Origin of the sequence: Listeria tempestatis, assembly GCF_963575625.1 — a bacterium.
Lineage (GTDB): Bacteria > Bacillota > Bacilli > Lactobacillales > Listeriaceae > Listeria > Listeria tempestatis.
Map to the genome: position 1 here is coordinate 20,681 of NZ_CAUYTK010000007.1, position 16,495 is coordinate 37,175.

At 38.9% G+C, this 16,495-nt stretch carries 17 protein-coding genes; 8 read left to right on the top strand and 9 right to left on the bottom strand.

Features of this window, described 5'->3' with window-relative positions:
* Positions 1-18 precede the first annotated feature (18 nt).
* The 7 genes from R8923_RS09525 to R8923_RS09555 form a co-directional block, all read right to left on the bottom strand.
* Complete coding sequence (locus tag R8923_RS09525) at positions 19-369, bottom strand: YlbF/YmcA family competence regulator (RefSeq protein WP_485872548.1); 351 nt, start codon at positions 367-369, stop codon at positions 19-21.
* Positions 370-432: 63 nt separating this feature from the next.
* The gene (locus R8923_RS09530; RefSeq protein WP_485872549.1) at positions 433-1,566 is read right to left on the bottom strand and encodes a DUF445 domain-containing protein; all 1,134 of its coding nucleotides are present in this window, start codon (positions 1,564-1,566) and stop codon (positions 433-435) included.
* A gap of 88 nt (positions 1,567-1,654) precedes the next feature.
* Positions 1,655-3,016, bottom strand: coding sequence for a class II fumarate hydratase (gene fumC / locus R8923_RS09535; protein WP_485872550.1), 1,362 nt, complete (start codon positions 3,014-3,016; stop codon positions 1,655-1,657).
* A 61-nt stretch (positions 3,017-3,077) separates the two neighbouring features.
* Positions 3,078-3,866, bottom strand: a complete 789-nt coding sequence (locus tag R8923_RS09540; RefSeq protein ID WP_485872551.1) for an ABC transporter permease — start codon at positions 3,864-3,866, stop codon at positions 3,078-3,080.
* Positions 3,863-4,768, bottom strand: a complete 906-nt coding sequence (locus R8923_RS09545) for an ABC transporter ATP-binding protein (protein WP_485872552.1) — start codon at positions 4,766-4,768, stop codon at positions 3,863-3,865. The genes R8923_RS09540 and R8923_RS09545 overlap by 4 nt, the downstream gene beginning before the upstream one ends.
* Positions 4,765-4,968 (bottom strand): PLD nuclease N-terminal domain-containing protein, encoded by a 204-nt coding sequence (locus R8923_RS09550; RefSeq protein ID WP_485872553.1) that lies wholly within the window; start codon positions 4,966-4,968, stop codon positions 4,765-4,767. Before R8923_RS09550 ends, R8923_RS09545 begins: the two co-directional genes overlap by 4 nt.
* A gap of 100 nt (positions 4,969-5,068) precedes the next feature.
* On the bottom strand, positions 5,069-7,210 hold the full coding sequence (locus R8923_RS09555; protein ID WP_485872554.1) for a transglycosylase domain-containing protein: 2,142 nt from the start codon (positions 7,208-7,210) through the stop codon (positions 5,069-5,071).
* 256 nt (positions 7,211-7,466) lie between these two features.
* Here R8923_RS09555 and R8923_RS09560 point away from each other — a divergent pair, with 256 nt between their 5' ends.
* The 5 genes from R8923_RS09560 to R8923_RS09580 all read left to right on the top strand — a co-directional run bounded on the left by R8923_RS09560 (position 7,467) and on the right by R8923_RS09580 (position 12,172).
* Positions 7,467-7,892, top strand: a complete 426-nt coding sequence (locus R8923_RS09560; protein ID WP_485872555.1) for a low molecular weight phosphatase family protein — start codon at positions 7,467-7,469, stop codon at positions 7,890-7,892.
* A gap of 50 nt (positions 7,893-7,942) precedes the next feature.
* Positions 7,943-8,815: a cation diffusion facilitator family transporter gene (locus tag R8923_RS09565; protein ID WP_485872556.1), complete on the top strand. Its 873-nt coding sequence runs from the start codon at positions 7,943-7,945 to the stop codon at positions 8,813-8,815.
* A gap of 222 nt (positions 8,816-9,037) precedes the next feature.
* Positions 9,038-10,342, top strand: a complete 1,305-nt coding sequence (locus R8923_RS09570) for a hemolysin family protein (RefSeq protein ID WP_485872639.1) — start codon at positions 9,038-9,040, stop codon at positions 10,340-10,342.
* 40 nt (positions 10,343-10,382) lie between these two features.
* Complete coding sequence (locus tag R8923_RS09575; protein ID WP_485872557.1) at positions 10,383-11,234, top strand: RluA family pseudouridine synthase; 852 nt, start codon at positions 10,383-10,385, stop codon at positions 11,232-11,234.
* Between the two features lie 53 nt (positions 11,235-11,287).
* The gene (locus R8923_RS09580) at positions 11,288-12,172 is read left to right on the top strand and encodes a class I SAM-dependent methyltransferase (RefSeq protein ID WP_485872558.1); all 885 of its coding nucleotides are present in this window, start codon (positions 11,288-11,290) and stop codon (positions 12,170-12,172) included.
* Between the two features lie 123 nt (positions 12,173-12,295).
* Here R8923_RS09580 and R8923_RS09585 read toward each other — a convergent pair whose 3' ends face one another.
* Positions 12,296-12,964: a DNA alkylation repair protein gene (locus R8923_RS09585; RefSeq protein WP_485872559.1), complete on the bottom strand. Its 669-nt coding sequence runs from the start codon at positions 12,962-12,964 to the stop codon at positions 12,296-12,298.
* Positions 12,961-13,824 carry an aldo/keto reductase gene (locus tag R8923_RS09590; protein WP_485872640.1) on the bottom strand — a complete coding sequence of 288 codons (864 nt, stop codon included), beginning with the start codon at positions 13,822-13,824 and terminating at the stop codon, positions 12,961-12,963. The genes R8923_RS09585 and R8923_RS09590 overlap by 4 nt, the downstream gene beginning before the upstream one ends.
* A 415-nt stretch (positions 13,825-14,239) precedes the next feature.
* Here R8923_RS09590 and R8923_RS09595 point away from each other — a divergent pair, with 415 nt between their 5' ends.
* From R8923_RS09595 to R8923_RS09605, 3 genes are all read left to right on the top strand, one after another.
* The gene (locus tag R8923_RS09595) at positions 14,240-14,860 is read left to right on the top strand and encodes a DUF47 domain-containing protein (RefSeq protein WP_485872560.1); all 621 of its coding nucleotides are present in this window, start codon (positions 14,240-14,242) and stop codon (positions 14,858-14,860) included.
* A gap of 11 nt (positions 14,861-14,871) precedes the next feature.
* Positions 14,872-15,870, top strand: coding sequence for an anion permease (locus R8923_RS09600; protein ID WP_485872561.1), 999 nt, complete (start codon positions 14,872-14,874; stop codon positions 15,868-15,870).
* Between the two features lie 88 nt (positions 15,871-15,958).
* Positions 15,959-16,465, top strand: coding sequence for a hypothetical protein (locus tag R8923_RS09605; RefSeq protein ID WP_485872562.1), 507 nt, complete (start codon positions 15,959-15,961; stop codon positions 16,463-16,465).
* The last annotated feature ends 30 nt before the right edge of the window (positions 16,466-16,495 follow it).

Consider the following 16,495-nt stretch of genomic DNA (forward strand, 5'->3'; position numbering starts at 1 on the left):
TTCTGGCGCGGTTTTTTATTATTGTTGTACGTCGTATAAGTCTTGAAGCGGCGTCATGATTATGCGATTTAAATCGTTAATGATTGTGCTCATCGCTTGCTCTTTTTCCATTAAAGCAATAATTAATTCATTTTGTTGTACATCTTCAGCAACTTCTTGTGCAATTTGAACCGTTTCATCATCAATCGGCTGACCCGTCATTTGTTTTTCTTGAATTGTAACTTGAATTTCACGAAAACGATTGAACTTTGTTTTCGCTTCCTCATCCGCATTCACATTTTTGTATGCTTCTTGTAAACTCTTAAATTCGTTTGTTTCGCGAATTCCTTTGTCTAAACCATGTGCTAAATCATAAATATTTTCGCTCATTAGTAAGTCCTCCAAAATAGTTTATTTCTTCCTAACTAACTATAACAAAAGTCTTAACGCTTGTCACACCCAAATCGCTAGAATCCCTTGAACAATTCCGATAAAACCACCTAAGGCGCCACCAAGATACGTAATCATTTTTAACTCACGCCCAGAAATATCGATCACAATCGCTTCCACTTCTTCTAAGGAAAATGTCTCGATTTGTTTTGCGACAAGGCCTGAAATATCGAGTCGCTTCATTATGTCAGCGCTATAATCTGCGACAAAATCAAGTATGCGCAGTGTTGCATACGGAATGATTTGCTCTAAAATATGTGTTTCATACTTCCTCAAATTATCTTGAAGCGGCTGATTCAACCATTTTTCAGAACGTAAAAAGTGTTCACTTTCACGTTTGATTTGCGAAACAAATTGTTGCCTTTTCTCTGCTGTTAACATGTCATCTAATTTTTGTGCAAACAAATGGTCAAGCTCCGTCTCGCATAAATTTAAAATCATTTGTTCCGTTTCAGGTTGCACAAGCATTTTTTTCAATTCTTTTTGCGCCTTTTCAGTTAAGGATTCCACATTTAAAACGAGCTTTGCAAAGCTTCCCATCTTGCCATGTTCTGAGAAAAATTTATTTAGCATGGTGGCAATTTGTGTGGCGCCAGCTTCGCTTAAAATGTAAGCTTCAACACGTTCAATACCTATTTTTGTCATGTCAGGTAAATGTTTTTTCACGCTGTCTTTTAAGGCGGTGGGAACAAATTGCTGCAATTCCACATCCTGTTTTTCTTTCAAAAAACGGGTTAGTTCTTGTTCAATCTTGTCCGAAATCCAGTGAATCAGTCTCTCCTTGCCGTCTTTAAAGCCCGCTAATTCAGCAAGCTCCTCTGGCGTCGTTTGTAGCGCCATTTTTTCTTCAAATAATTGCTGGGCGGTTTTAATGACTTCTTTTTGAAGCGCCGCATCTTCCAGTTTGCGCTGTATCATATCGCCAGTTAATAAATGTTCCACAATAACTTCACCAATTTTTTTGGCAAGTTCGTCCCGTCTTTTAGGAATTAATCCTGGCGTAAATGGGACACGCCATTTCCCTATATATTTCGCTTCAAATGGTCTAAAAAGCATGCGAATCGCAATAAAATTCGTCATTGCTCCAATAAAAGCACCAATTAGCGCCATTAATGCGATTGTCACTATCGTTTGCATATTTGCACCACCCTCTAAAGTGGTTTCATTATACGCGAAAATTCCCCAAGCGACAATGCTTCTTAGGGAATTTCATTCTAAAGTATGATTAAAGATTCGTCATGTTAAGCGGGTTAATCCAAGCATCAAACTGTTCCGTAGTCACATAGCCAGAAGCAACCGCAGCAACGCGTAAACTCGTCCCGTTTTGGTGTGCCGCCTTCGCAATTTCTGCAGCTTTTTCATAGCCGATATGCGGATTCAAAGCTGTCACGAGCATGAGCGAGTTCGTAAGTTTTTCTTGAATGGCGGATTCATTTGCAACAAGTCCTGTTAAACAGTGGATACGAAATGACTTCATCCCATCTGTTAACAAACGCACTGACTCTAAAAAGTTGTCAATAATGACAGGCTTATAGACGTTTAATTCCAAGTTACCTTGACTGCTCGCCACATTGATAGTTGTATCGTTACCCATGACTTGTGCTGCTACCATCGTAAGCGCCTCACACTGCGTCGGATTAACTTTTCCTGGCATAATAGAGCTACCAGGTTCGTTTTCAGGAATGCTAATTTCACCAATCCCACTTCTTGGCCCGCTGGCTAAAAAGCGAATGTCGTTTGCTATTTTCATGAGATCAGACGCAAGAGCTCGAATGGCTCCGTGCACATAATTGATGGGGCTATGGCTCGAAAGCGCAAAAAACTTATTTTCATCCGATGTGAACGGGTTTCCAGTCATTTTTTTTAGTTCGGAAGCGACCTGTTCACCAAAATCTTTAGATGCATTAATGCCCGTTCCAACTGCAGTGCCACCAATTGCTAACGCACAAAGTGAACGGCTGCTTTCTTCAATAAAGCGTTTGGCATTTTTAATCATCGCCTCATATCCGCTAATTTCTTGTCCGAGCGTGAGCGGCGTTGCATCTTGTAAATGTGTCCGTCCAATTTTTACAACTTGCATGTAAGCTTCTTTCTTTTCTTTTAAAATGGCTTGAAATTTATCAAGTTCAGGCAATAAATTTTGATGAATTACTTTGTATGCGGCAATATGCATCGCAGTCGGAAACGTGTCATTTGAACTTTGCGACATGTTCACATCATCGTTAGGATGCACCTTTATTCCGTTTTCTTTTGAAACAAAGGCGATTACTTCATTGACATTCATATTCGTCTGCGTTCCGCTCCCAGTTTGGAACACAACAAGCGGAAAATGCTCGTCTAGTTCTCCGCTTAAAATACGGTCACAGGCGCGACCAATTGCTTGCGCTTTCTCTGCTGTAAGATTCCCTTTAGCGGCATTTACATTCGCGCAAGCCTTTTTCAAAAAGGCGAAGGCGTCGATAATTTCAAGTGGCATTCGTCTTTCGCCAATTTTAAAATTTTGCCGACTTCGCTCGGTTTGTGCCCCCCAAAATTTACTTGCATCAACAGAAATCTCACCAAATGAATCCTTTTCAATTCGTTCCACTAACCTCACCTCAAAAATAGTATAGCATATTTAAAAAGACAGATGGTTTCCCACCTGTCTTTTAATGGTTTTCAACTTGTAATGGTTTTTTTCGCATTACAAAAAGCGTTAAAATGAATAATGCGACAAGATAAATTACCGTAAGGACTAAAGATACATAAAACCATTCTAAAACTTTACCATTAGCTAAAAAGGCAACCGCATTTTTACTTAAATAGGCCGGATTTAGTGCGAGCCATTTTGAGTCCACCGCATTAAGCGCAGTGAAAACAATCGCGAGTACGACGGCAATACTTGCAACAGCCGCACTGCTTTTGAAAAAGGCACTGGCCAAGATGACAATTCCGACCACAAAACAAAACCAGACAAAATAAATCAAAAAGGCAATGATGACTCGCTTTAAACTTAAATGACCGAATAAAAGAATCGTGTAATAAGCAGATAGCGCATAGCCAAATAGTAGTGCGCAAAATGCGGTAGTTAGCTGGCTAAGCCATTTTGTGCCAATATAAGTGCTGAGTTCAACAGGACGCGTCATAATGAAAGCAAGCATGCCGCTTGTTCTGTCAGCCAAGATGGTACCCATTGCAGCAACAGCAAAAATAATGATGCCGAGCTGGTCAAATTGTGAAGCGAGCGTTTGACCGAGAATAACTTCTGGCGTTTTTGGCCCCATCATTTGTGTGAGTGCATCTGCGTTTTGAATGCCTCCCACTGCTTTTAGAATTTCTGGCAAAAATTTCACAATGAGCGGCTGCGTTAAACCAAGAATCGCAAAAACAATTGGCAACCATAAAATTTTCAAATTGCGCTTCATTTCAAGCCATTCTTTCACAAGTAATGCATTCATTCGCTCACCTTCTTCATAAAAATTTGCTCCAGCGTTTCATGCACATTCATAAACCGAACCACTTCGATATTCATTGATGCAAGCGACTGCAACAAAAAAACACTCATTTCTGCTTTATTTTGGACTTCAAACCTATAAACTGTGCCTTTCTTTTCAGAAAACAAAACGTTTGGATGCTTGCTTACTTCCGCATACCACGCCGCGTTTTCGCCTAGAAGTTCCACCTCAAAAACATTCGTACTCGCTTCTTTTAAAAGCGTCTGAAGTGGCTTATCCAGTACGACTTCCCCTTTTTTAATCATCGTAATATGGTCACAAATTTCAGCTGCATCCGCTAAAATATGCGTAGAAAACAAAATCGTCGTCTCTGACTTCAACTTCTCAACTAAACGGATGACTTCCATGCGTCCAATTGGGTCAAGCGCCGAGACTGGTTCATCCATGACGAGCAATTTCGGGCGATGTAAAATTGCTTGTGCTATGCCTAAACGCTGCCGCATACCGCCTGAAAACCCACCAATTCGTTTATTTTCTTCTTTCTCTAAACCGACGAGTGCTAAAACTTCTGGAATACGCACATTTAAATCGGCTTGATTCATTTTAGATAGCTTTCCCATAAAATTCAGGCATTCTTTCGCCGTCATCCAGCCATAAAAATGCGGATACTGAGGCAAGTAGCCAATCAAGTTTTTCAAATGCCGAATTGGTTGCCCGTCTAGTAATATCTCGCCACTATCTGGTTTTAAAATTTGCACCAACATATTAATTAGCGTCGTTTTCCCAGCTCCATTTGGTCCAATTAAAGCGAGACACGCCCCGTCTGGCACAACTAAATCCACATGTTGAACTGCTTTTTGCGCCCCAAAACACTTGGACAAATTTTGAATGCGGAGCTCTGTCATTTAAACTCCTCTTTTCTTCCAAAAATAAAGTAAATGACTGGACCAATTGTATTAATGAAGCAAATAACAACTAGCCAAATAATTGCATTTTTACGCACGTTCCAGTGTCTAATTAGGTCGACAAGCGCTGTGATAAGTAGAATAAGATTTAAAATTAAAATAGGTAAAATGAGGGCAAGATTAATTCCTGCAATTTCCATATCAAACACTCCTTTTCTGTTATATATATTGTATAACAGATAACACTCATAGTCAATAATATAAAAAAGCTGGAGCAAAGCGCCCCAGCTTAAACGATTTTTACCATGATCCTATCCAATCTCCGATGCCATCTTTCACTTTTCCGCCGAATTCCACGACTTTATCAGCACCTTTTTCGATTGCATCACCAGCATCATTTGCTTTTTCTTTTACAGTGTTCCAGAAATCATCTTTTTCAGCTGCTTTTTGTTCTTCTTCTTTTTTCTTTGCTTGTGTCTCTTGTTGAGCACTCTTAGTATCGAAATCTTTTGGCGTTTGATAACGCAAGCCGCTTTTCATGACGTAGTGCGCTAAATTAGCAACACCTTGCGAACTCGTTGTCTTTAAATAGTGTGCCTCATCTGTTTTATCAAAACCAATCCACACGGCACCGACCAAGTCAGGTGTGTAACCTACAAACCACTGATCTTTCGTACCATTTTTATCATCAAAAGGAACTTGAGTAGAACCTGTTTTCCCAGCCATTTCATACCCTGCTACAGCAGCGTTTGTACCTGTTCCAGTGTTTACAACATCTAAAAGCATCGATGTCATCGAATTCGACGTTTTCTCCGAAATGATGCGTTTCGTTTCTGGCACGTGTTCGTAAATGGTGTTACCTGCAGGATCGACAATCTTACTGATGATATAGCCTTTTTCAGGTTTGATGCCCTTGTTCGCAAATGTTGCGTAAGCTGTTGCCATATCGACTGGCGAAGCTCCTTTACTTAACCCACCAAGTGCAAGTCCAAGCGTATCATCACTTTCTTCAAGTGGAATACCAAATTCCTTCGAAGATTTAATTCCTTTTTTGATTCCTATTTGATCAAGTAGCCATACAGCAGGAGCATTAATTGATTTTGCCACAGCCTCATACATAGGCACCTCACCTTGATAATAACCGCCAACATTAGTTGGAGTATAGTTACCTTTATAGGTTGTCTTTTCATCTTTTAGCATATCATCTACTTTCCAGCCTGCTTCAAGTGCTGGAACATATACAGCTAGAGGTTTCATTGTAGAGCCTGGTTGAGCTTTCATTTGTGTTGCTCGGTTAAAGCCCCTAAAAGTATGCTCACCGCGTCCGCCAACTAACGCGCGTATCCCACCCGTTGCTGGATCCATTAATACCGCACCAGATTGAACGAGCGTTCCGTCTGCTGCATTTTTTGGAAATAAACTATCATCACTATACGTTCCCTCAAGCGAAGTTTGGTAGTTTTGATCCAACTCTGTATAAATTTTATAACCTTTTTTCATAATTTCATCTTGCGTCACATCTGCCTCATTCACTGCTTCATTAATAACCGCATCAACATACCACGGATATTTATTCGCAAGTGGATCTTGAGCTTTGTTCGTCAACACAATTTTTGTATCACTATATGTTTTATACTGCGCTTCTGTAATCTTCCCATTTTCCTGCATTGCTTTTAAAACCATATTTCTACGGTTCGTTGCTTTGTCTAAATGCTTGTAAGGGTCATACGCACTAGGCGCCTGAAGTAAACCCGCAATTGTAGCGGCTTCTGGAACGTTTAGATCGGCTGCTGATTTGCCGAAATATTTTTTAGAAGCATTTTCTACGCCCCATTCCCCGTTACCAAAATACGACCGGTTTAAATACATCTCTAAAATTTCATCTTTTGAATAAGTTCGTTCAATTTCACGCGCCATAAATAATTCTTTCGCTTTACGTGTAAAAGTCTGTTCTTGCGTCAATAGAGCATTTTTAGCGAGTTGCTGCGTAATCGTACTTCCTCCGCCGGTTATTTCGCCTGTGGATACAAGTCCAACTGCAGAACGCATAATCCCTTTTACATCAAAACCATTATGTTCATAAAATTTACGATCTTCAATTGAAACAACTGCATCTTGTAAGTTTTGGGAAATTTTATCAATTTTAACAAATGTAGCATCCGTAGACGAAAGTTCCCCTGCTTTGTCCCCGTCTTTATCATAAATAATGGTAGCTGTTTCAAGTCCCTTTTTAAGCGCGTCAATATCTGCTGATTTGGCAACAATCGTCAAGTATAGAATAAATCCTAATATCACTAACAAAACTGCTAAAATAATAATTTTAATCACGTGACGATTTCTTAAAAAGCGCCTAAATTTGCGCCACCCAATGCCAATCCAGTTCCAGATAAAGCTGAAAAATTGTTTGAAATACTTCACAATTCGCTGCTTAAAATTTTCCAAATTTATCTCCTAGCTTTCTCTAATTAGTTTTCGCCGCGGGTATAAAAACACACGGGAATATGATTATTTTACGCTAAATCAGAATTTTTTTCTACCTTCTTAAGACTTATTTTTAGGTAAAGTAACTCCTTACCTTAATATTGTCACAATTTCGATAAAATTTTTCCGGAAAATTATGTTTCTAAACGTGAAAAACGGGTACTTCTACAGTATTGCTAAATTATTTTTTCAGATTGATTTAGAAAGGATTTGGAATATGACTCACAAGCTTATTTATTTTTTGTCACAATCGCATATTCGTAGCAGCATTGCGCTTGCCTGGGCAAAGAAACTACCGCTTCGTGATGTCACTTTCATCAGCGGTTCTTGGTCAAAAGCGCGAGAAACCCCTTTTGTAAATGATGTCCTTCATGAATTTTCAATGGAGGCCCCGAGCAGCTTCTCTTACACACCTAGCCAAAAATTGCTTGAAGATGCAGATTTAATTGTGACGATTTACGATTCTACAAATGAACTAGCACCAAATTTCCCAGATACTTTTAACAAAAAAATCGTTTACTGGGATATTGAAGACCCAGAACATATTGATGAATTGCCAGCAAAGTGGGCACATTACCAAGAAGTGTGTGATACAATCGCACTTTCGGTAAAACAGTTAAAAAAAGCTTTTATAGAAGTTTAGCTCTCCGAAAATATTCGGAGAGATTTTTGTAATGAAATGAGGAATGAAAAGTGGAAGCCTATCAAGATATAAAAAAAGCAGAAAAAGCCGCTTTCCTAAGCATGTTTGCCTACATCTTTGTCGCTGCATTAAAAGTAACAGTGGGACTTTTTGGAGATTCTGATGCACTTCTAGCAGACGGTTTAAATAATACAACCGATGTCATCGCGATTATCGCTCTTTTAATCGGTCTTAGAATTTCGCGCATCCCACCTGATAAAGATCATGCATACGGGCATCGTCGGACTGAAACCATCAGTTCACTCGTTGCCTCGTTTATCATGTTGCTCGTCAGTTTACAAGTTGTTTTTGAATCTATTATCAACTTAATTCAAAAAAATTATAGTACACCGAGCATGCTCACAGCTATTGTTGCTTTCTTTTCTGGTGTGTTTATGTACATCATTTACCTTTTTAACATCCGGCTTTCGAAAAAAATCGACAGTCAAGCAATCCGTGCTGCCGCATATGATAATCGTTCCGACGCTTTGGTCAGCTTTGGTGCTTGCCTTGGGATTTTAGGCGCCATTATTGGGTTGCCATGGCTCGATTCCGTCACCGCCCTTCTTGTTGGCGTTCTAATCGGCTACACCGCCGTCAAAATCTTCTTTGATGCCGCACATAGTTTGACTGACGGATTTGATGTCTCAAAACTTGAAGAAATCCATAAACTAATTGCGGGTGTAAATGAGGTCAAAGAGGTGAAGGATATTAAAGCACGTTTTAACGGTAACCGTATTTGGATTGACGCCACTATCTCGGTTGATGCAGCGCTAAATGTGACCGAAAGCCATGCCATCACTGAGCGCATCGAAAGCGTTATTCGTGCGGAATTTCCAAATGCTTACACACTCGTACATATCGAACCTTTCTCTAAAGAATAAATTCGTTGTTTTCTTCTCTGAAGTCCAGTATAATTTGGGTATGTATAGCTTTTTAAGGTTGGGAGGGAATATACCGATGGGGCAGAGAAACTAAATCGATTCACGCAGGGCGATGCTTCTAGTATTTCCTCTTGGAAATTAAGCTCACACCTGCTTTTATAAAAAAAACAGATATTTTTAGGAGGTGTTAGCCATTTATAGTGTTCTATAAATGGCATGCGATTGATATTAACGATTAAGTTTTTAATTATTGCATTATTAATTGCTGTTTCCGCATTCTTCGTGGCAACAGAATTTGCAATTGTAAAAATGCGACCGAGTAGATTGGATCAACTTATTTCAGAAGGAAACAAACGCGCTAAACTAGCACGATACATTTATAACCATTTGAATGCATACTTATCCGCCTGTCAGCTTGGTATTACGATTAGTTCACTCGGTCTTGGTTGGCTCGGGGAATCGACGGTTGAGGCGGCATTACATCCGCTTTTTGATATGCTTGCAATCCCAAGTTCGGCTGTCACAATTCTTTCCTTTGTGATTGCTTTTATATTCATCACGTTTTTACATGTTGTGGTTGGGGAACTTGTTCCAAAAACGCTTGCCATTGATAAAACGGAAGCTGTTGCGCTTGCAGTTGCAAGACCGCTACATTATTTTTATAAAATTATGTTTCCGTTCATTTGGTTGCTCAATGAATCTTCTGTTCTCATCTCGAAATTGTTTGGCTTGGAGCCTGCAAGTGAACATGAAATTGCCCACACGGAAGAAGAACTTCGCATTATTGTTGGCGAGAGCTACAAGAGTGGTGAAATTAATCAGTCGGAATTCCGCTACGTGAATAAGATTTTCGATTTTGATGAACGAATGGCTAAAGAAATCATGATTCCACGTACAGAGATTGTAACTGTTGATTCTGGTTCTGATATTACAGGACTTTCTAACATCATGAAAAACGAGCGCTACACGCGTTATCCTGTCATTGAAGGTGATAAAGACCATATTATCGGAGTTTTAAACTTAAAGGAAATTTTGTCCGCTTACGTTGAACATGAATCGAATAAGCCGTTCCCAATCGATATGTTTGTGAAACCGATTATTCGTGTAATTGAAACCATTCCGATTAAGGAACTTTTAATCCGCATGCAAAAAGAGCGGTCACATATTGCGATTCTTTTAGATGAATACGGCGGAACTTCTGGACTTGTTACGGTAGAAGATATTGTTGAGGAAATTGTTGGTGATATTCGAGATGAATTTGATGCTGATGAAATTCCTGAGATTAGAAAGATTAAAGATGGACATTATATTGTAGACGCAAAACTTCTAATTGACGAAGTAAATAATATTTTAGGTACAGATCTCGAGGAAGATGAAGTCGACACAATTGGTGGCTGGTTCCTAACGCAAAACTACGAAGTTGAAGTCGGAGACGAAATTGAATATGGCGGATTTATTTTCCGCGTAAAAGAGGCAGAACCACATCATATTGAGTACCTAGAAATTTTTAAAAAATGGGAAGAATAGGCTTTGTGCTTATTCTTTCTTCTTTTATAAGGAGGAAGTCATGGATATTCAAATTTTACCGAGTTGGGACGGGATGACGCTTGCATCGGTGCTAAAAGATTTTTTTCATCTAGGAAAAAAAGCGCGCCATGAGTTGCGTATGGCTAGTAATGTACTGCTTAATGGCGTTTTAGCTGACTTTGACAAACCCCTAGCTGCTGGTGGCATTTTGACTTTTCCGCTGCAAGATAAACCCATTTATGCGACTAAAGCGCCGCTTGATGTTGTGTTTGAAGATGCGCATCTACTTGTTGTAAACAAAGCTGTCGGTGTAAAAACGCATCCAAATTTGCCAGATGAAACGAATACACTCGCAAATTTCGTTCAATTTTATTTGGATGAAACGAGTGGCGGCACCGCTTTTCCTGTCCATCGTCTCGATCAAACTACATCAGGACTCATCCTTTTCGCGAAACATTCGCTTTGCCTAGCGGCTCTTTCGTACAAACTTGAAATGCGGCAAATTAAACGCGCATATATAGCTGTTCTTGATGGCATTTTAAACGGCGACCGCATTATTAACCGGCCTATTGGAAAAGACCGGCATCATTCTGGTAAAAAACGTGTGAGTCCAAACGGGCAAGCTGCCGAAACGCACATTCACGTTTTAAAAGCCGACAAAACGTGCGGTGTTACGCTCGTCCGCTGCACGCTTAAGACCGGGCGCACTCACCAAATTCGCGTCCACACTTCTAGTATCCGCCACCCAATTGTTGGCGATACACTTTACGGCGGTTCAAAGCGAGCAAGGCGTGTCTTATTGCACGCTAAAAACTTACAGCTCATCCATCCTTTCACCGAAGAAAAAATGTCATTTGAGGCGGCACCAGGACGAGATTGGTACTACAATTAAATTGTTATTATACTGACATCTAGCTAGAAAATAAACGTATATGAGGTGACAAAATGATTGATGTAACAAAACATACACCAGAATATTATAAACGCATGAAAAACTCCGTTATTAGCGGCGGAAAGAAAGAATTAATCAAACGGGCGAAAGAAGGCAACATCCTCGATTTAGGGACGGGCGATGGTACAATAGCGATTTCATTAAAAGAACAATATCCAAATTCAGACGTTTATGCGGTGGATTTAAGTACTGCAGGCAAGGAACATATGGAAGAAGCAGGTGTCCATTTCATTCAGGCGGACCTTTCGCATTTAAACCAAGCTCTATCTGGTGAAAAAAACATGCAGTTTGATTCCATTATTCTTTCAGCCGTTCTCCATGAAATCTTATCCTATAGTGAGGACAAACGATTGCATCATGTATTTTTTGAGAACATCAATCGCCTCATGAAACCTGGTGGAAAGCTCTTAATACGCGACGGCATTCAAACTAGGCAAGCGCTTCATGAAAAGTCATTTACTCTATTCCCGCAAAAAATTTCTGTAATAGAACTAATACAGATGCTTGCTGAATTTGAGCAAGATAATTTAAAAGCTTTTAAACGCTACTATCAAAGCAAAAAATTCAAATACACTCAGGGAAAAGAGACACAAACTGTTATTATTTCTACAACAGATGAGATTTTTCAAGAACTCATTTTCACATTAAATTGGGGAAAAGAGGCCTGGAAACGAGAAAAAATGGAACGGAACTATTTTTCAACACAAACCCAATTAGTGCAGCAGCTAGAGACAAGTATCCCTGGGCAGCTTACTTTTTCCGTTATAGAACATGATGAGATGTATTATAAAAAAATTAAAGAACAATTCGGAATCTCCGTAGATTATCCAACAATGCAAGTCATCGAATATCAAAAAAACGAACTTTCGCCTCTGTGAAAAGTTCGTTTTTCTTTATTATGATTCAACAAACCCCTTCTCCACTTTTAAAAAGCGAGTTTTCAAACTCCAAAAACAGCCAAAATTCCCGCGACGCCTCTAAATCCCAATCATGACTTACCTTTAGCACTTTTCCTTAAAATGTTTCAACGCTTCTCGCCTACTAAGCGGGGCAAGATTTGAGCGAAGTACATATTGTTTTACCTTCAAAGGCTCTGTTTTCGCATATTCGCGCAGAGCCCAACCAATTGCTTTTTGGATAAAAAATTCCTTAGAATGCAGCCACTTGTCACAATTTCCAAAAAGAATCGCTTCATTCGTTTGGGTCTTATATTTTAATTGGAATAAAATCGCCGTTCTAACAAGCCATATATTATCGCTTGTTACCCATTTATGATTGTAAGTTTCCATTTGTTCGGGGAATTTCAAAAAATAATGACCGATAAGTGTGCCGGAAAGGAAATCAACCGTGTCCCACCAAGATTTTTCCTGAATAAGTTTTTCATAGACCGAAATTACATTTTTATCCGCTTTTTTCATATAGCGTATCAATAAATCAATCGCCACATATTGATATTCACGGTATGGTTCCTGATATAGTTTTTCTGCTAGCAATTCAAGGTTCGTAGGAGCGCCATTTGTTTTGATATAGTCGCGTACAAATTCCTTGCGCGGACCCGCTTTTATTCCTAAAAAAGCAAACTGATTTTTCATATAGGCTTCCATTTTGGGCTGATTTTCTGGATTAGCAAGCTTTTGAAGTGACTCTTTAATTTTTTGTAAGTCACTCATGACTTCTTACTCCCTGATTCAATGAATTCTCGCTCTCGCTCTACACTGCTCAAAAAATAGTCCAAATCATCTGGGTCAGGGCCGACATATTTTCCTGTCTCCAACTTGTTTAACTTACGCATATCTTCATCATCCAATTTAAAATATGCCAAATTAGCATTTTCACGAATTCTACTTGAGGTAATTGATTTCGGTATAATAATCGTATTTCGATTTAAATGCCACTGTAAAATCACTTGATCCACAAATGCTCCGTGCTTTTTCGCGATATCAACAATGACCGGGTGTTGCATTAGCGTACCTTTGGCAAGTGGCGACCATGCGGCATGCGCAATATTATGTTTCTTCAAAAATTCGCGCAGCTCATTTTGCGGCAGTAATGGGTGCGTCTCTACTTGGTTTAAAACGGGTTTTTCATTGGCCACCTGAAATAATTTTTTGAGGTGATGCTGTTTAAAATTCGCGACCCCAATTGATTTCACAGCCCCTTCACTTAGTAGGCGCTCAAAAGCCCGCCACGTGTCAAGATATTTCCCGGAAATCGGCCAATGAACTAAATATAAATCTAAATAATCCTGCTGTAAGTTATTTAGTGTGCGTTCAAACGCAAAAAGTGTTTCATCATAGCCTTGGTTGCCATTCCATATTTTTGAACTAATAAATAGCTCATCTCGATTTACATTACACGCATGAATCGCATCCCCAACTTGTTTCTCATTATTATAAACAGCCGCCGTATCAAATAGGCGATAACCACTTTCAATTGCTTGCATAACAGCTTGCATAATATAATTCGGTTCGCTCATTTGGAAAACACCTAAACCAATATATGGAATTTGTTCCCCGTTTTTAAGTATCATTTTGTCTTTTAAAGTTCTCACTTTGACAAACCTCCTTTAGCTATCCAAAAAAGATTCTACATAATACCCCCAGTATACCGAATTTATTCTTTTCTTCCCAATAAAAAGGATAATTTTTCGTGAGCAAATGCCCAAAAGAAATAAACTTAAAAAAATTATTTCTTAGCAGAAGTTAAATAACGTTTTATTTTTAACAATGGAAGCGTTTACGACTGATTTTTGTATCTTTATCCTTAAAAAAAAGTTACTATTTAGAGCATCAATATGTTAGTATTAACTTGTGGTAAATTTCAAGTAAAAGTTTTTTATTTTTTTGTAAGCAAATTGTAAAGAGAGAACCCTTCTTTTTTCATCTTGAAGGGCTGCTTAAAATGACCAAAATGACTTACTAAAAAGATCGGGGGAATTGAAAAAAATGGCTTTTAAAAACAAAAAAGACCGTTTTGCATCTTTACTTCATGATATTGCAGTAAATTTGCATGAAGGGGCTAACTTTTTCGCATCTTACAACATCAATTCAGTGGAAGATTTACATACTTTCTCTGATAAAATGAAAGAGTATGAAACAACTGGTGATACGATGGTTCATAAAATGATTATGGAGCTAAATGATGCTTTTATCACGCCAATTGAACGTGAGGATATGCTGGAGCTTACCAATCGTCTAGACGATGTTATGGACGGCCTTGAGCAAACCGCTTTTTCACTTGAAATCTGTCAAATCACGCATTATGACGATTACATGCTTAAATTTATTGAAGCAATTCAAAAAAGTACGGTTGAAATCGAGAAAGCTGTAGATTTAGTTTTCGATAAAAAACTTAAAGATGTACGCAAACTTGCTATTCAAATTAAAGATTATGAGTCTAAATGTGATGAAGTTTACCGCGAATCATTAATTAAACTTTTCCAAGAAGAAACGGATGCCGTTAAAATTATCCGCAAAAAAGAAGTTTATGAAAACCTAGAAGAAATCGCTGACAACTGTCAAAGCGTTGCAAATACGCTTGAATCAATTGTCATGAAAAACGCGTAAGGAGCAACCAGATGGAAGGAATGTTACTAATTACTGTAGTCATCGTACTGGCCGCGCTTGCATTTGACCTAATTAATGGGTTTCATGATACAGCTAACGCCATTGCGACGAGTGTTTCCACCAAGGCCCTTAAGCCAAAACATGCGATTATTTTAGCTGCTATTATGAACTTCGTTGGTGCAATTTCATTTACTGGTGTTGCCAAAACGATTACAAAAGATATTGTAGATCCATTTAGTGTGCCACATGGCGAAATCGTTATTCTAGCCGCCCTTTTAGCCGCTATTTTCTGGAACCTACTCACTTGGTATTATGGTATTCCAAGTAGTTCTTCGCATGCCTTAATCGGTTCCATTGCAGGAGCTGCGATTGCTTCCGCAGGATTTTCTGCTATTGAATACGGTGGGTTTACAAAAATATTGATTGGTCTTATCGCTTCTCCGTTCTTAGCATTTGCTGTTGGGTATACGCTCTATACGTTATTTAAGATTTTCTTAAAAAACTTAAATTTAGCTGCGACAAACCGCCGCTTCCGCATGATTCAAGTCGGAACAGCAGCCCTCCAGTCTTATACACACGGAACAAATGATGCACAAAAATCAATGGGTATCATCACGATGGCGCTCATTGCAAACGGCTTCCAAACGGATGATGAAGTACAATTATGGGTACAAGTTTCCTGTGCGATCGCGATGGCTGTAGGAACAAGTATTGGTGGTTGGAAAATCATCAAAACGGTCGGCGGTAAAATCATGAAAATCAAACCTGTAAACGGGGTTGCAGCTGACCTTGGCTCTGTTATCGTCATTTTCGGCGCTACTTTCATTCATTTACCGGTTAGTACAACGCACGTTATCAGCTCCTCAATTCTTGGTGTTGGTACCGCGCACCGCGTTAAAGGGGTAAAATGGGATACCGCACAACGTATGATTATTACTTGGATTATCACACTCCCAATTTCTGCTGCAATTGCGGCACTTACTTTCTTTATTTTACGTTTATTCTTATAAAATATTTCAAACCGTTACCCTTTTAGGTAATGGTTTTTTTGTTTTAAAAAAGGGAATACCTATACAAAATGCGGAAAGGAGTTTTTTGATGTCTCGGTTTTATTATGAAAAGCCACTTTATGCTACTAAAAATCGACCCATTGAGGTGAAAAATGAAAAAGATGAAATCATTGGGCAACTTGTCAAACTTGCTTCGAAAATTACTTTTTCTAAAAATCACGATATTTTCGCCCACAACTCCGCAACGGACCAAGAGCTCGGCTCGATTACTCTCGAAATTGGTTGGCTTGGAGAAGATGGTGTTTCTATTGTATATCACGACAAACAAAATAATAAAGCTATCTCTTTTGTAGAAAAAGACTTACCAAACTATCCCCTACATATTATTTCTACGGACGCCGAATTCCCAATTGAAATTATCCGAAAGCAGAAGGATGTCCCCATTATTATTTTATTCCACGGACAAGAAAGTGCGGTCATTTTGGAAAATAAAAAGATGGTTGAATTCGAATTCCTATCCGATAATACAAATATCCCTGACCATTTTTTCTTCCTTGTCTATTTTATTCAAAAGTTGATGAATGAAGAGTCCTAACCGTAGACATCATTATGCGTCTACGGTTTT

Bases quoted from the DNA above. Each gene is read 5' to 3' on its own strand.
- R8923_RS09580 (WP_485872558.1), top strand. From the start codon at position 11,288: ATGATTGATGTAACAAAACATACACCAGAATATTATAAACGCATGAAA.
- R8923_RS09545 (WP_485872552.1), bottom strand. From the start codon at position 4,768: ATGACAGAGCTCCGCATTCAAAATTTGTCCAAGTGTTTTGGGGCGCAA.
- R8923_RS09600 (WP_485872561.1), top strand. From the start codon at position 14,872: ATGGAAGGAATGTTACTAATTACTGTAGTCATCGTACTGGCCGCGCTT.
- R8923_RS09560 (WP_485872555.1), top strand. From the start codon at position 7,467: ATGACTCACAAGCTTATTTATTTTTTGTCACAATCGCATATTCGTAGC.
- R8923_RS09585 (WP_485872559.1), bottom strand. From the start codon at position 12,964: ATGAGTGACTTACAAAAAATTAAAGAGTCACTTCAAAAGCTTGCTAAT.
- R8923_RS09525 (WP_485872548.1), bottom strand. From the start codon at position 369: ATGAGCGAAAATATTTATGATTTAGCACATGGTTTAGACAAAGGAATT.
- R8923_RS09530 (WP_485872549.1), bottom strand. From the start codon at position 1,566: ATGCAAACGATAGTGACAATCGCATTAATGGCGCTAATTGGTGCTTTT.
- R8923_RS09550 (WP_485872553.1), bottom strand. From the start codon at position 4,968: ATGGAAATTGCAGGAATTAATCTTGCCCTCATTTTACCTATTTTAATT.
- R8923_RS09605 (WP_485872562.1), top strand. From the start codon at position 15,959: ATGTCTCGGTTTTATTATGAAAAGCCACTTTATGCTACTAAAAATCGA.
- R8923_RS09595 (WP_485872560.1), top strand. From the start codon at position 14,240: ATGGCTTTTAAAAACAAAAAAGACCGTTTTGCATCTTTACTTCATGAT.
- R8923_RS09575 (WP_485872557.1), top strand. From the start codon at position 10,383: ATGGATATTCAAATTTTACCGAGTTGGGACGGGATGACGCTTGCATCG.
- R8923_RS09540 (WP_485872551.1), bottom strand. From the start codon at position 3,866: ATGAATGCATTACTTGTGAAAGAATGGCTTGAAATGAAGCGCAATTTG.
- R8923_RS09590 (WP_485872640.1), bottom strand. From the start codon at position 13,824: ATGATACTTAAAAACGGGGAACAAATTCCATATATTGGTTTAGGTGTT.